Origin of the sequence: Mesorhizobium sp. M7A.F.Ca.US.011.01.1.1 (assembly GCF_003998295.1) — a bacterium.
Lineage (GTDB): Bacteria > Pseudomonadota > Alphaproteobacteria > Rhizobiales > Rhizobiaceae > Mesorhizobium.
On sequence record NZ_RZRT01000004.1, the window covers coordinates 133,156 to 147,809 of the forward strand.

At 62.9% G+C, this 14,654-nt stretch carries 12 protein-coding genes; 7 read left to right on the forward strand and 5 right to left on the reverse strand.

Annotated features, from left to right (window positions below; translation table 11 throughout):
* Positions 1 to 160: 160 nt before the first annotated feature.
* The 4 genes from EOA13_RS07515 to EOA13_RS07530 all read right to left on the reverse strand — a co-directional run bounded on the left by EOA13_RS07515 (position 161) and on the right by EOA13_RS07530 (position 4,350).
* The gene (locus tag EOA13_RS07515; RefSeq protein ID WP_127290990.1) at positions 161 to 1,231 is read right to left on the reverse strand and encodes an ABC transporter substrate-binding protein; all 1,071 of its coding nucleotides are present in this window, start codon (positions 1,229 to 1,231) and stop codon (positions 161 to 163) included.
* A complete protein-coding gene (locus EOA13_RS07520; protein WP_127290992.1) occupies positions 1,216 to 2,085 on the reverse strand; it encodes an ABC transporter permease in 870 nt (289 codons plus the stop codon). Before EOA13_RS07520 ends, EOA13_RS07515 begins: the two co-directional genes overlap by 16 nt.
* Complete coding sequence (locus tag EOA13_RS07525) at positions 2,082 to 2,966, reverse strand: ABC transporter permease (RefSeq protein ID WP_023808700.1); 885 nt, start codon at positions 2,964 to 2,966, stop codon at positions 2,082 to 2,084. The genes EOA13_RS07520 and EOA13_RS07525 overlap by 4 nt, the downstream gene beginning before the upstream one ends.
* Positions 2,967 to 3,069: 103 nt before the next feature.
* Positions 3,070 to 4,350, reverse strand: coding sequence for an FAD-dependent oxidoreductase (locus tag EOA13_RS07530; protein WP_127290994.1), 1,281 nt, complete (start codon positions 4,348 to 4,350; stop codon positions 3,070 to 3,072).
* A gap of 219 nt (positions 4,351 to 4,569) precedes the next feature.
* Here EOA13_RS07530 and EOA13_RS07535 point away from each other — a divergent pair, with 219 nt between their 5' ends.
* From EOA13_RS07535 to EOA13_RS07555, 5 genes are all read left to right on the forward strand, one after another.
* On the forward strand, positions 4,570 to 5,727 hold the full coding sequence (locus EOA13_RS07535; protein ID WP_127290996.1) for a fumarylacetoacetate hydrolase family protein: 1,158 nt from the start codon (positions 4,570 to 4,572) through the stop codon (positions 5,725 to 5,727).
* Positions 5,728 to 6,072: 345 nt separating this feature from the next.
* Positions 6,073 to 7,008 carry a substrate-binding domain-containing protein gene (locus tag EOA13_RS07540; RefSeq protein WP_023808703.1) on the forward strand — a complete coding sequence of 312 codons (936 nt, stop codon included), beginning with the start codon at positions 6,073 to 6,075 and terminating at the stop codon, positions 7,006 to 7,008.
* A gap of 114 nt (positions 7,009 to 7,122) precedes the next feature.
* A complete protein-coding gene (locus tag EOA13_RS07545) occupies positions 7,123 to 8,109 on the forward strand; it encodes an ABC transporter permease (protein WP_127290998.1) in 987 nt (328 codons plus the stop codon).
* Between the two features lie 3 nt (positions 8,110 to 8,112).
* Positions 8,113 to 8,904 (forward strand): ATP-binding cassette domain-containing protein, encoded by a 792-nt coding sequence (locus EOA13_RS07550; protein WP_127291000.1) that lies wholly within the window; start codon positions 8,113 to 8,115, stop codon positions 8,902 to 8,904.
* Positions 8,905 to 9,041: 137 nt separating this feature from the next.
* Positions 9,042 to 10,064, forward strand: a complete 1,023-nt coding sequence (locus EOA13_RS07555; RefSeq protein ID WP_127291293.1) for a LacI family DNA-binding transcriptional regulator — start codon at positions 9,042 to 9,044, stop codon at positions 10,062 to 10,064.
* A 329-nt stretch (positions 10,065 to 10,393) separates the two neighbouring features.
* On the opposite strand, the gene EOA13_RS07565 is transcribed toward EOA13_RS07555, so the two are convergent.
* Complete coding sequence (locus EOA13_RS07565; protein WP_023808707.1) at positions 10,394 to 10,984, reverse strand: TetR/AcrR family transcriptional regulator; 591 nt, start codon at positions 10,982 to 10,984, stop codon at positions 10,394 to 10,396.
* 243 nt (positions 10,985 to 11,227) lie between these two features.
* Between EOA13_RS07565 and EOA13_RS07570 the strand changes: the two genes are divergently transcribed.
* Positions 11,228 to 11,482, forward strand: a complete 255-nt coding sequence (locus tag EOA13_RS07570; protein WP_023808708.1) for a hypothetical protein — start codon at positions 11,228 to 11,230, stop codon at positions 11,480 to 11,482.
* Positions 11,476 to 14,652 carry a multidrug efflux RND transporter permease subunit gene (locus EOA13_RS07575; RefSeq protein ID WP_127291002.1) on the forward strand — a complete coding sequence of 1,059 codons (3,177 nt, stop codon included), beginning with the start codon at positions 11,476 to 11,478 and terminating at the stop codon, positions 14,650 to 14,652. Before EOA13_RS07570 ends, EOA13_RS07575 begins: the two co-directional genes overlap by 7 nt.
* Positions 14,653 to 14,654: the final 2 nt, after the last annotated feature.

Below are 14,654 nucleotides of genomic sequence, written 5' to 3' on the forward strand. Positions count from 1 at the left end.
GCCGCGACCTTGGCGCCTTTTTGCGACGCAGGTGACTAGCGAAACCGGCGATGAGAGCGCCCCTCTCCCCGTCCCTATACGGGGAGAGGATGCCGGCAGGCAGGTGAGGGGCGGCGTAAACTTCAACAATAGTCGTCCAATCGCCCAATACAGCCGAAGCTCACCCGCCTGCCTTGACCTTTTCGAACATCTTGGCGAGGTCGTCATTCTGTTTCATCGGTCCGGTGAAGATGGTGGTCTTCAGCATCACTTCCGGGTCGGATGGCAGCTGCAATTTCTCCAGTTCCTCCTTCGGCACGGTGGCAAAAGCGGAGCTCAGCGAACTGCCATAGCCATAGGCCTCGATCAGGTATTTGCCGGAGTCGGCTTCCAGCCGGCTGTTGATGAAGTCATAGGCGAGGTCGACATTCTTGGCGTCCTTGAGCATGACAAAGCCGCAGGCCCAGGTCAGCATGCCCTCCTTCGGCTTCATGAACTCGACCGACACGCCCTGCTTCTTCAGCGAGGTGGCCGACGCGTTCCAGGTCATGGCGGCGACCAATTGGCCGCTGGCCAGCGCCTGTTCGACGGAGGTCATGTCGGTGGTGTAGTTGGAGAGCAGCGGGCGCTGCTCGCGCAGCTTCTCGGCCACCTTGTCCATTTGCTCCGGCGTCATGTCGAACGGATTAACGCCGGCGAGCAGTGCGGCAACGACCGGCGTGTCGTGCACCGCGTCGATCGTCGCCATGCGACCGGCATACTGCTTGTCCCACAGAAGGTTCCAGCTCGCTTCCGGGTTCTTCACCAGATCGGTGCGGTAGAGGATCGAGGTGTTGCCCCAGTCCCACGGTACCATCCAGACCTTGCCGTCGCCGGCCTGCAGGTCGGGCAGGTTCTTGAACACCGGGAAGATCGAATCCCAGTTCTTGATCCGCTTGGTGTCGATCGGCTGCAGCAGGCCTTCCTTGTTCCAGCGCGCCACCTTGTCATAACAGGGGTGCGCGATGTCGGGGCGGAAGCCGGCCTTGACCTTGGTGAAGGCGTCATCGTCGTCACCGAAGATCGAGGCCTCGACGCCATCGGGATGCGCAGCCAGGAAGCTCTTGTTGAAATCGGGCAGTTCATAGCCCGACCAGGTGAAATATTGCAGCTTGTCGCCGGCGAAAGCGACGGTCGACGACAACGCCAGCGCGAACGCCGTCAATCCAGCGCAAACAGTCTTTGCAGAGATCGATTTCAGGTCGAATGCCATTGCAGTTCTCCTCTCTTGGTTTGTTTTGGTTGTGATGGATCCGCGGGCTTTGGCGCCGTGGCGGACAAGCCGCGATGGCGCAGGATTTCAGCCGCTGCAGCGATGACGAAGGACACCGCCAGGATCGACGTGCCCAGCGCCATGACCGTCGGCAGCGATTTTGGAAAACGCAGCTGGCTCCAGATGTAGAGCGGCAGCGTCGGCTCGGTGCCGGCCAGGAAGAAGACGACGATGAATTCGTCGAAGGAGATCAGGAAGGCCAGCATGAAGGCCGAAACGATGGCCGGCAGGCTGAGCGGCAGCATGATCCGCCGGAACGTCGTCCAGTCGGAGGCGCCGAGATCGAGCGCCGCCTCGCGAATGGTTTTCGGGATGGCGGCGAAGCGGCTGCGCATGATCACCACGGTCGTCGGCAGCGCCACCAATATGTGACCGAGAACGATGGCGATGCGCGATGGCCCCAGACCAATGAGATTGATGAGGATCAGCAGCGATATACCGACGATGACGCCGGGGATCAGGATCGGCAGCCGGGCGATGGCGCTGATGGTGGCGGCCAGCGGCGAGCGGCCGTAGAGGTCCATGTAGGATACGGTGATGCCGCACAGCGTCGCACCCGTGGCGGCAATGGCGCCGATGACGAGGCTGTTCAGGAGTGCACCGGTCAGCGCCGAATTGCCGAACAAAGTCGCGTACCATTGCAAGGTGAAGCCTTGCAGCGGAAACGCGGCCTGGATGGAGTTGTTGAAGGAAAACAGCGGGATCAGCAGCACCGGCAGATAGAGAAAGACCAGATAGGCGACGACGTAGACGCCGAGCCAGCGGCCGCCTCCCTGCGTGCGTGCAGCGCTCATGTGCGGCTGCCAAATCTGCGGTCGGCGAAACGCGCGACCAGCACCACGCACAGGATGACCAGCATGACGGCGACGGAGAGTGCGGCGCCAAACGGCCAGTCATTGGCCTTGCCGAATTGCGCCTGGATCAGCGTGCCGATCATGGTGCTGGCCGGGCCGCCGACGAGCGCCGGCGTGACATAGTCACCGACCGTCGGCACGAAGACGACAAGGGCTGCCGCCAGCACGCCCGGCATCGAATTGGGCAGCACGACCCGGCGGAAAGAGGTGAAGGGCCGCGCGCCGAGATCGGAAGCGGCCTCGATCAGCGATTTCGGGATGGTGTCCAGCGCCACGTAGATCGGCAGGATGGCGAAAGGCGCGTAGGCGTGCGCCAGCGTGACGACGACGGCGGCCGGCGTGTTGAGAAAGGCCAATGTCGGCTCGGACCAGATTCCGCTTTCGATCAGCGCCGAGTTCAAAACGCCATTGTAGGCGAGCACGATCTTCCAGGCGAAGACGCGCAGGAGATAGCTGGTCCAGAATGGCAGCGTCACCAGAAACAGCAGCAGGCCGCGCCGCCGGCCGGCGTGGAAGGCAAGATAGTAGGCGACGGGATAGGCAGTGACGACGGTCGCCAGCGTGACCAGAGCGGCAATGATCAGCGAACGCAGCGTCACCGTCCAGTACAGCGGATCGGACACCACAGTTGCGAAGTTCGCCAAGCTGAAACCGGCACCGAGCAGCGAACCGTCATTGTTGCGGAAGGCGAGGAAAAGCACGAGGCCGAGGGCAAACAGGATCAGCAGGAAAGTGACCAGAGCGCCCGGCAGCAGCATGGCGACCCGGAAGCCCTGAGAAGACCGGGCCTCTGGCGCTGATGTTGCAACTAGGGTCGACATCGACCTGCCTATCGGAATTTGAAATTGGCTTAGAGTTTTTCATATCCATGAAACTGTCAAGCGGAATCCCCTAATGGAATCCCAAGGAGATGAATCGCCCTGGTCAGCGCTCCAACGCATCGAGCAGACGATACCTGGCGATGGTCGCGGCGACGCCGATCTGGCGGAAGGCGTGAAACGGGATCGGCCGGATCGGCGAGACCGGGAAGGGCAAATGCCTGGCGTCGCCGCTTTGGAGGTAGCCGGCGATGCGCTCGCCAAGCGCGGTCATCAGGCCGACACCGCGGCCTTGGCAACCGACCACGGCGAGCAGGCCCTGCTCCGGCTCGTGGATGTGCGGCAGGTGGTCCGGCGTCATCGCAACCCGGCCGAACCAGCGCTTCTCGATGGCGACACCGGACAGCACGGGATAGAGCCGTACCAGCGCACGCTCGAGATGCGCCCAGTCGCCGGCGCTCGTCGGCAGCGCCGTGCGACCCCGTCCGCCAAGCACCAGCCGGCCGTCGGCGCTCTTGCGGTAGTAGACGAGGATGCGCCTGGAGTCCGACACCGCCTGCCCTTCCGGCAGGATCGGGGCCGCCTGACCGGACGACAGCGGTGCTGTGGCGATCTGAAAAGAATGCAGCGGCACGATCGTCTGCGCAAGGCCGGGGATCAGACCGTCCGTATGGGCGTTGGTCGCCAGAACGACCGCCTTTGCCTGCAACTCCGGGCCATTTTTGGTCGAAATACGCCAAACGCCGGCGGTCTTGGTGAGCCGCACGACCTTTTCGCGCTCGGCTACCCTCACGCCAGCCGCGGTCGCGACACGGGCGAGTTCCGACGTATAGGCAAGCGGATCGATGACACCGGCGCGGCGGTCGAGCCAGCCACCGAGATAACCCTGTGCGCCGGTCATCGCCGCGATCTCCGCAGCATCGAGCAACCGGACGTCGGCGCCACGTGCCCGCCATTGCCGGTCACGGTTTCCCGCCGCCTTTAGCGCGGCCTCGGTGTGCGCCGCCTGGATCCAGCCATTGCGAACGAACGGCACCGCCAGCTTCTCGTCGCGGATCAGCTCGAACACCGCATCGGCGGTCGACGCCGCAAAATTGACAAGCGCCTCGCCGCGCTCAAGGCCAAAATGCTCCAGCAGCCATTCCGGATCGTATTTCAGCCCGGGAATGACCTGGCCGCCATTCAAGCCTGATGCGCCCTGGCCGATCTCGCCGGCGTCCAGCACCTGCACCGACAGGCCAAGCCGGGCGGCATGCAAGGCGGTCGATAAGCCCATGATGCCACCGCCAACAATGGCGAGATCGACACGTTGGCCATTGGGAAGCGATTGAAACGTGGAAGCCGCCTGTGGCTTGCGCCAGATCGGATCGGAGAATGCTGTCGCCAAAGGTCACCTGAATGCGCTGCGATTGGTGAAAATTTTTTGAAAGAGCCCTCCGGCTTTCGTCTGTGGACTGCCGCCGAGGCGATCGGAGACCCAGAGTTCCGATCGCCTGCGACGGGATAGACCTTTGACGGGAATCCGGTGAAAGTGCCGCGCCGATCCGGCCAGCCCACATTGACGATCACTTCGCCACATTGTCGATCACTCAGAGGACAGAGCGCTATGACGAACCCGACCCACCTGCCCACCGAGGGCCTTTTTGTCGGACGCGCCAGAGGGAGCGATGCCGCATACCCGCTGGTCGTCACGGTGCGCGATGGCACGGTCTTCGACATCACCTCGCGTGCGGCACCAACCATGCGAGACCTTTGCGAGATGGCTGACCCCGCTGGGCATGTCCGCTCGGCCGAGGGCAGACCGATCGGATCGCTCGATGACATCGCCGCCAACAGTTTTGAGACCGGGCGCGATCCAGCAAAACCCTACCTGCTCTCACCGGTCGACCTGCAGGCGGTCAAGGCATCGGGCGTCACCTTCGTCGTCAGCCTGCTGGAACGGGTGATCGAGGAACAGGCGCGCGGTTCGGCTGAAAAAGCCGATGCCATCCGCGCCGACATTGCCGGACTGATCGGCCACGATCTTTCGAAGCTGAAGCCCGGTTCGCCCGAAGCCACGGAGATCAAGGCCAAGCTGATTTCGCGCGGCGCCTGGTCGCAATATCTGGAAGTGGGCATCGGCCCCGATGCCGAGATCTTCACCAAGTGCCAGCCGATGGCCTCGGTTGGCTTCGGCGCCGATGTCGGGCTGCACCCGGTGTCGACCTGGAACAATCCAGAACCCGAGATCGCCATGATCGCCGCCTCCAGCGGCAGGATCGTCGGCGCCACCATCGGCAACGACGTCAATCTGCGCGACGTCGAAGGGCGTTCGGCGCTGCTGCTCGGCAAGGCCAAGGACAACAATGCCTCGGCCTCGCTCGGCCCCTTCATCCGCCTGTTCGACGACAAATTCTCCATCGATGACGTCAAGCGCGCCGTCGTGCGCCTGAAAGTCGAGGGCGAGGACGGGTTCTCGTTGGAGGGCGCAAGCTCGATGGCCGAGATCAGCCGCTCGCCGGAGGAACTGGTCGCCGCGGCCATGGGGCCGCACCACCAGTATCCGGACGGGCTGGCGCTTTATCTCGGCACCATGTTCGTTCCGTCCAAGGATCGAGGCGAGAAGGGCAAGGGGTTTACCCACAAGGTCGGCGACATCGTCACCATCTCGTCGGAGAAATTCGGTGCGCTGGTCAACCGGGTGCGGCTCTCGCCCGACTGCCCGCACTGGACCTATGGCGCCAGCCATCTGATGCGGGAGCTAGCCAGAGCCGATCTGATCTAGCAACTGGTATCGTCGACGCCCTGCCAGGGCGCTACGGACCTGGTCCCGTGGGCGTAGGATGATCGCCGGCCTGACCCTTGTCGACGCAGGCCGCGCTCGCGCGACCCGAAACAATCACATCAATTATCCGACAGTCGGAAAATCACCTCAACTGATGCAATCTGATGGGACCGCTGATGACGACCCGTCAGGCGCCCACTACACCTGCAGATGGAGGCTTGGCAGATGGAGGCTTGCCATCCGTCGAAAAAGGGGATGCTCTGACGCATTCAACCGGCGCTGGCAAAAAGACGCTGAACAAGGGACGGATTTTGAACTGACCATCTACAAACGGGAGGAAATCAAATGCTGACACGGCTAAGACTTGTTCTATACGGCCTGTTGGTGGCGCTGATGGTGATACCAGCAGCGGCACAGGCCAAGACGTTCTATTGGATTTCGCATGGCGGTCCGGCCGATCCGGTCTGGACCTACTTCCTGGCCGGCGCCAAGCAGTGGGCCAAGGACACCGGCAACACGGTCAACACCTCGTTCCATAACGGCGACGTGGCCTCACAGCAAGAAGCGGTTCGCGCCGCCCTCTCCGCCAAGGCCGATGGTATCGTCACGACGAGCCCCGATCCGGGCAGCCTGATCGAGATCGTCAAGGAAGCGCGTGCGGCGAAAGTGCCGATCATCAATTTCAACACGCCCGACCCTAAAGCCGACTTCAACGCCTATGTCGGCGGCGACAATGTCACCTTCGGCAAGCATTGGGCGCAATACCTGGTCGACAAGGGCCTGGTGAAGAAAGGCGACTTCGTCTGGATGCCGGTCGAAATCCCCGGTGCCACCTATGGCGTGCAGGAAGAAGAAGGCATCAAGAGCGTCTTCGAGCCGCTCGGCATCACCTATGAAATCACCGAAGCGACGCTCGACCAGGCTGAAGTGATCAACCGCATGGTCGACTACCTCACTGCCAACAAGGCCAAGGTCAAGGCGATCATCGGCCTAGGCGATCTTGTCACCGGCTCGATCAAGCGGGTGTTCGACCAGGTCGGCATCAAGCCGGGCGAAATCCCGGTTGTCGGCTGGGGCAACTCGCTCGACACCACCCAGGAAGTGCTGAACGGCTATGTCAATGCCGGCCAGTGGCAGGACCCGCAGGCGACCAGCTATGTCGCGCTTTCGCTGGCCAATATGGCCGCCGGCGGCATTCCTCCGGGCTTCAACGTCATCACCGGCGCGCTCTACGAAAAGGACACCGCGCAGATCTACGACGACATCCTGTCCGGCAAGTAACATCCAATCTCAACAGTCGCGGCCGCCCAACGGTCGCGACTGGCTCTCCATTTCGCCGAGCCCTTTGCACGCGATGTGCAACGCTCAGCCTTCCACTCACGTCGCGGATTGCCTGTGGAAAATCATTCGCTCGTCCAACGCCTGATCGCACGGCCGGAATTCGGCCCTTTCGTGCTGCTCGTCGTCGAGATCGCCGTTTTCTGGAGTTTCAACCACGACTTCCTGTCGCCGCAGAACATCTCCAACACGCTGGCCTTCACGGTCGAGCTCGGCCTGATCGCGCTGGCGATGACGCTGTTGATGACGTCGGGCGAGTTCGACCTCTCGGTCGGTTCCCTGTTCGGCTTCTCGCCGGTCTTGATGTGGACCCTGTTCAACAGCGGCCTGACCTCCCTTGAGCTCGGCTTTGTCGCCGCGCTGCTGGTCGCCGCCTTCATCGGGCTGGTCAATGGCTGGTTCGTGACGCAGCTCAAGATCCCATCCTTCCTGGTGACGCTCGGCATGCTGCTGGTGGTGCGCGGCACCGCCCTTTTCGTCACCGACGGTTTTCCGCAGCGCACCTGGAGTGCGGAGGGCAGCTGGCTGGCCGAAGCGCTGGTCGGCGATTTCTTCATCGGACCGTTCCGCATCTACATGTCGCTGTTCTGGTTCATCGCCGCGGCGATCGCGCTCGGCTATGTGCTGACGCAAAGCCGCACCGGCAACTGGATCCAGGCGGCCGGCGGCAACCCGAGTGCTGCAAGGGCGCGCGGCGTCAATGTCAGCGGCGTCAAGATCGGCCTGTTCGTGCTGTCGTCGGTCATGGCTTCGCTTGCCGGCGTCATCTCGTCGCTGCGCACCTCGGCGGCCAATCCCAACAGCGGCACCGGCTATGAACTGGAAGTCATCGCCATGGTGGTGATCGGCGGAACCGCGCTGACCGGCGGGCGCGGCACGATCATCGGCACCGTGCTCGGCATCCTGATACTGCGCGTGATGCGCAACGGCATCGTGCTGATCGGCGTGCCCGGCCTTGCCTACAACATCTTCATCGGCGCTATCATCCTTGGCATGATGGCGCTGCATTCATGGCTGGAACGCCGGCATCAGGCAGGGACTTGAACCATGGCCGAGCCACTGATCCGCATGATGAACATCCGCAAGTCCTACGGCCGCGTGCAGGCGCTGGAGGATGCCAATTTCCACGTCAATGAACGGGAGATCGTCGGCTTGCTCGGCGACAATGGCGCCGGCAAGTCGACGCTGATCAAGGTGCTCTCGGGTGCCGTTCCGCTGACCAGCGGCGATATCTTCATCCGCGGCAAGAAGGTAAGCCTGCGCAGCACCAGCGACGCCATCGCCCACGGCATCGAGACCATCTACCAAGACTCGGCGCTGGTCACGCAATTGTCGATCGCCCGCAATCTGTTCCTCGGCCGCGAGCCGATCAAGCCGCCGCGCTTTCTCAACCGGATGGACCAGGACGCGATGAACACGGTTGCCCGCGACTTGCTCAAGCAGGTCGGCATCTCGAAGAACATCCCGCCGACGACGCCGATCGGCTCGCTCTCCGGCGGCGAGCGCCAGGCGGTGGCGATCGCGCGCGCCATGCATTTCGACAGCGACCTGATCATTCTCGACGAGCCGACCAACAATCTCGGCGTCGCCGAAACACAGGGTGTGCTGAGCTTCGTGCGCAGCGCCCGCGATTCCGGCCATTCCTGCATTTTCATCGCCCACAACATCCACCATGTCTTCCAGGTGGTCGACCGCATCGTGGTCATGCGCCGGGGCAAGGTGGTTGCTGACGACATAGACCCCAAGAAGACCAGCGTGGCGGAGGTCGAACGGATCATCACCGGCATGTCGGACAAGGAGATCCGCGATGCCATCGCCGATGGCAAGCCATCGCACTGAGAATGGTGATAGGCAGCAATCACCCGTCACGTCAGATCGCATCGCTTGTCTGACGCGCCATCGCATGGCGAACAGGATTGCAGCATGAAAGCCACAGTCTCGGATACCGCATGCAACTGCGGGCTGTGGGTTACGGCATGAAAGCCACTGTCTCCGATATCGCTCGTAGCTGCGGGCTATCGACCGCAACGGTCGACCGGGTGCTCAACAACCGGCCGGGTGCGAGTGCGGCCAACCGCCAGCGCGTCATGGAGGCGGCCAAGCAAGTCGGCTATCTGCCGGTCGCCGATCAGGTGACGCTACCGTCGCGGCCCGCCCACCTTGAATTCCTGCTGCCGATCGGCAGCAATGCCTTCATGCGCGATCTCGCCGGGCACATTGAGGACTACGCGGCGCGCCTGCCGCTTGTTGCCTCGTGCCGGATCCATAACCTCGCCGGTATCTCGCCGAACGCGCTGCAGAGCGCTGTCGAAAACCTTTCGCTCAGGGCCAATGGCGTCGGTGTCATCGCCGTCGATCATCCGCGTACGCGCAACATCCTGCGCGACATCGTCGATGCCGGCATGCGCCTGGTGACGCTGGTGTCCGATGTTCCGGCGGCACCGCGCGCGGCCTATGTCGGCATCGACAACCGGGTGGCGGGACGAACGGCGGCGCTGCTGATGGGACGCTTCCTTGGCGGCCGCATCGGTCATCTGGCGATGGTCGTCGGCTCACGTTCCTATCGCGGCCACGAGGAACGCGAAATGGGTTTCCGCTCGGTGCTCAGTGAGGAGTTTCCCAATCTGACCGTCAGCAGCGCCGTCGAGGTCAACGACGAGCCCGATGCCAGCTACACCGAGACCATGAAGGCGCTGCACGACGAGCCGGAGCTGCTCGGCATCTATTGCGTCGGAGCTGGACATTCGGGCGTTGCAAAGGCGATCCGCGAGGCTAGGCCGAACCGCAAGCCGGTGTTCATCTGCCACGACTTGACCAAGGACACGCGCGGTCATCTCGTCGAGGACCTGCTCGATGTCGTCATCGACCAGAATGCCAGGCTGATCGCGGAACAGTCGGTCATTCGCCTGCTCGGCTCGATTGCCTCCTCGGCACCCTATCTGACGCGCAAGTTCATCGAACCGCGCTTGATCTTCAGGGAAAACGTCCCGGTGCAGTAATGCGAAATGGCTTGGCTAAACCGGGTTTCCGGATTTGTACGATAATTGGCACGGCAAATCTGCACAGCAGCTATGCAAGTTTCTTTGTTGCCGAATCGTTGGGCAACTCGTAGGTTCTGGTTGTCGGCCATCTACTCCTCCCAGATGCGATGCCGACGCTGAATGGGGTGCACCTCCTCCCGCGCCACATTCGAAAATCGAGCCCGCTGCCACCTCCTCCCGGCAGCGGGCTTTTTTCGTTCAGCCGTCGGAAGTCCCATACCGCCCGGGTAAATGCGTGAGCGGCCCTCCGTCATAGAGCCGTAAACCGCCAACAATCGTGGCAGATCTCAACCGGCGGCAGCGCCCCGGAAAGAAGCGATCAATCCTTCAGCCATGCGCACGAACTGCGTGCTCGGACCTTCCGAACCCACGGTCTGCACGCTGACCCGCGCACCCTCGAGCAGAAGCGACAGCGTATCGGCGAGCAGTTCAGCCTGGCCGATGCCCGCGTCCCGACATAGCGTCACAAGGCGCTCGCGCTGGGCTTCCTTGAGTTCCTTGATCACCAGCCTGGCCGGATGGTCCGGCTCGGTCAGTTCAGCGGCGGCGTTGGCCATGTCGCAGCCGCGCCCGTCGGCATTGAGCATGGCAGCCGCCTTGCGAACCCAGGCATGCAGCTGCGCAAGCTTGTCACCAGGAAATTCGGCATCGAACGCATCCCACATAGCGCCGGCCTTGGCCGCATTGGCGCGCAGGCATTCGACGATCAGTTCGTCCTTGGATTCGAAGTGACGATAGAGCGTCATCTTGTTCGTGCCGGCAGCTTCGGTGATGGCGTCGACGCCGACGCCCTTGATGCCATGCTTGTGGAACATGTCGCGTGCCGTCTCCAGGATCCGATCCCGGGGACGAGAGCGCTCCACGATGCCGTCTGTCATCATGATCTCCTTTCGTTTCCAAAAAACCCTCGGCCACCTCTTGACTAGGGTGTTACCGGTCTGTAACTTCCAGAATGTTACTTACTGGTAACACCTATATCGTCCACCGTCAATAACAAGGCCGTGAACGGCCCTGCCAGACGAGAGGGGCGAGAAACTGCCAATCATGCGGCCTCGGCCGGTGAAGAGATTAAAAACGGTTCGCGAACATGGGCTGCGAATCGACAGACAAGGAGCCGGCCAATGCCACAGCGCCGCGATCTTACCATAGATGAGGCCGTCCGGGATCCGATGATCCGGCTGGTCATGAAAGCCGATGGCGTCGACCCGCGCGCCTTCGAGACGATGCTGCGCTCGCTTGCCGATGCGCAGCGCAACGAGGTGCCGTTGCTGCATTCGCGGGACGACCTCGGTGACAAGCGCGGTCAAAGACTGTCCAGCGTCGCCAGCGCCTTCGGGCGGGCAAGAGCAGCCGGGGAGGCTTGCGTCTCGTGGTAAACTTTTTCATCCACCGTCCGATCTTCGCCTCGGCGATCGCCATCATCATGGTGCTCGCCGGGTCGATTTGTTATTTCCTGCTGCCCGTCTCGCAGTTTCCCGACATCACGCCGCCGCAGGTCGTGGTCAGCGCCCACTATCCAGGCGCCAGCGCACAAGTGGTGGCCGATACGGTGACGACGCCGCTGGAGCAGCAGATCAACGGCGTGCAGGGCATGACCTACATGTCGTCGACGAGCTCCAATGACGGCTCCTCGACCATCACCATCACCTTCGATGTCGGCTATTCGCTGAGCACCGCCGCCGTCGACGTGCAGAACCGCGTCTCGCAGGCCGCCTCGTCGCTGCCGGCGATCGTCAACCAGGGCGGCGTGACGATCAAGAAGCAAAACCCGAACTTCGTCCTCATCGTCAACCTGACTTCGCCCGACAGTTCGGTCGATCCGGTGGCGCTGAGCAATCTTGCCTATCTGCAGGTGGTCGATCCGCTGAAGCGCCTGCCCGGCGTCGGCGATGTGCAGATCTTCGGCGAGCGGCGCTATTCGATGCGCGTCTGGCTCGATCCCGACAAGCTCGCCAATCTCGGCATCACCGCCGTCGATGTGCAGAACGCCATCGCCGAGCAGAATGTCCAGGTGGCGGCCGGCAAGATTGGCCAATCGCCGGCCCCGGCTGGCACCGCCTTCGAGATGCAGGTCAACGCCGTCGGCCGGTTGAGCGATCCAAAGGAATTCGGCGACATCGTCGTGCGCGCCAACACCGACACCGGCTCGCTGGTCAGGCTGCGCGACGTCGCCCGCATCGAGCTCGGCGCGCTGCAATATTCGTCGTCGGCCTTCTTCGGCAAGGACCCGACCGTGGTGCTTGCCGTCTACCAGATGCCCGGCTCCAACGCACTCGATCTGCAGCAGCGCGTCAAGGACAAGATGCAGGAGCTGTCGGGCCGCTTCCCGAAGGGCGTGTCCTATGCGATGCACTACGACACGACGCGCTTCGTCTCGGCATCCATGCATGACGTGCTGATCACGCTCGGCGAAGCGCTGGTGCTGGTCGTCGCCGTGGTGTTCCTCTTTCTGCAAAGCTGGCGCACGACGATCATCCCGACCATCGCCATTCCGGTGTCGCTGGTGGCGACGCTGGTCGTCATGGAGATGCTCGGCTTCTCGCTCAACATGCTCTCCCTGCTCGGCATGGTGCTAGCGATCGGCCTCGTCGTCGACGACGCCATCGTCGTGGTTGAGAATGTCGAACGACAGCTGGAGGCCGGGCTCAAGCCGCTTGCGGCGACCAAGGCCGCAATGCGCGAGGTCACCGGACCGATCATCGCCACCACCGCGGTGCTGATGGCGGTGTTCGTGCCGGTCGCCTTCATTCCCGGCGTCTCCGGCAAGCTCTACAACCAGTTCGCGCTGACCGTGGCGATCTCCGTCGGTATCTCCGCCTTCAACTCATTGACGCTCAGTCCCGCGCTCAGTGCGGCCTTCCTGCGCCATCGCGGCGAGACGCAGTTCGCCCCGTTCCGCTGGTTCAACACCGGCTTCGACAGGCTATCGCACGCCTACGCCAATGGCGTACGCATTCTCATCCGCTTGCGCTGGATCATGCTCGGCCTGTTCGCGGCCGGCCTGGTCGCCACCTACTTCGTCTGGCAGCGGCTGCCCTCGACCTTCCTTCCGGTCGAGGACCAGGGCTATTTCTTCGTCGTCATCCAGTTGCCCGACGGCGCGTCGCTGGAACGCACCGACGCGGTGGCGCAGAAGGCGCGCGACATCCTGCAGGCGACGCCCGGCGTCGAGATAGTCGGCTCGATCAGCGGCCTGAACTTCCTGACCAGTGCGGCGCAGTCGAATTCGGCGGTCGAATTCGCCATCCTGAAGCCCTGGGAGGAGCGCGGCCCCGACCAGAGCGCATCGAAGCTCGTCGCCGATGTGCGCGGCAAGCTGATGCAGATCCCGGAAGCTTTCGCGCTGAGCTTCGATCCGCCGTCTATCCCGGGTATCGGCACCACAGGCGGCTTCGAATTCGTCGTCGAGGATCTGACCGGCCGCGGCAGTTCAGCCCTCAACGATGCGACGCAAGCCGTGATCGCCGAGGCGCGCAAGCAGCCGGAAATCAACCCGCAGCAGCTGTTCTCGCCGTTCTCGACCTCGACGCCGCAGTTCAACTACGACCTCGACCGCAGCAAGGCCAAACTGCTCGGCCTCAACCTGCCCGATGTCTTCAACACGCTGCAGATCTATCTCGGCTCGCTCTACGTCAACGACTTCAACCTGTTCGGCCGCACCTTCCGGGTGACCATCCAGGCCGACAAGGATGCACGTGCGGGTGCCGCCGACATTTCGCGGCTCTATGTGCGCAATGCCTCCGGCGGCATGGTGCCGCTCTCGACGCTGGGCAAACTCGTGCCCTTCGTCGGCCCGGAGACCGTGCCGCATTACAACAACAATGCCTCGGCCTCGATCAATGGCGGTGCCGCACCCGGCTTTTCCTCAGGCCAGGCGGTTGCCGCGATGGAACGGGCCGCCGCCATTGCGCTGCCAAGGGATTTCGGTTTCGAATGGACCGGCATCACCTTCCAGGAGCTCAAGGCAGGATCGATCGCGTCCGTCGTCTTCGGCCTCGCCATCGTCTTCGTCTTCCTGATCCTGGCGATGCAGTATGAGAGCTGGGCGATGCCGTTCATGGTGCTGTTGGCGGTGCCACTGGCCCTGTTCGGCGCCTTCGTGGCCTTGTTGCTGCGCGGCATGCAGATCGACGTCTACTCGCAGATCGGCTTCGTCATGCTGATCGGCCTGGCGGCCAAGAACGCGATCCTGATCGTCGAGTTCGCAAGGCGACGGCGCGAGGAAGGCCTCAGCATCGTCGACGCGGCGATGGAGGCGGCACGGCTCAGGCTGCGGCCGATCCTGATGACGGCCTTCGCCTTCATCCTCGGCGTGCTGCCGCTGATGTTTGCGACCGGCGCCGGTGCGGCAAGCCGGCAGTCGATCGGCACCACCGTGTTCGGCGGCATGGTCGCGGCGACCATCCTGTCGCTGGTGTTCGTGCCGGTGTTCTACGCGGTCATCGAACAGCTGCGGGAACGCCGCGGCAGTGACGAGCCCGCCTCTCAAGACAATGAACCAACGAGTGAGCACGCTATCCCGCCCCTGGCGGAAGCGGCCGAATAAGA

Coding starts and splice junctions, on each gene's coding strand:
- EOA13_RS07515 (WP_127290990.1), bottom strand. CDS start 1,231: ATGGCATTCGACCTGAAATCGATCTCTGCAAAGACTGTTTGCGCTGGA.
- EOA13_RS07520 (WP_127290992.1), bottom strand. CDS start 2,085: ATGAGCGCTGCACGCACGCAGGGAGGCGGCCGCTGGCTCGGCGTCTAC.
- EOA13_RS07525 (WP_023808700.1), bottom strand. CDS start 2,966: ATGTCGACCCTAGTTGCAACATCAGCGCCAGAGGCCCGGTCTTCTCAG.
- EOA13_RS07535 (WP_127290996.1), top strand. CDS start 4,570: ATGACGAACCCGACCCACCTGCCCACCGAGGGCCTTTTTGTCGGACGC.
- EOA13_RS07540 (WP_023808703.1), top strand. CDS start 6,073: ATGCTGACACGGCTAAGACTTGTTCTATACGGCCTGTTGGTGGCGCTG.
- EOA13_RS07550 (WP_127291000.1), top strand. CDS start 8,113: ATGGCCGAGCCACTGATCCGCATGATGAACATCCGCAAGTCCTACGGC.
- EOA13_RS07555 (WP_127291293.1), top strand. CDS start 9,042: ATGAAAGCCACTGTCTCCGATATCGCTCGTAGCTGCGGGCTATCGACC.
- EOA13_RS07565 (WP_023808707.1), bottom strand. CDS start 10,984: ATGACAGACGGCATCGTGGAGCGCTCTCGTCCCCGGGATCGGATCCTG.
- EOA13_RS07570 (WP_023808708.1), top strand. CDS start 11,228: ATGCCACAGCGCCGCGATCTTACCATAGATGAGGCCGTCCGGGATCCG.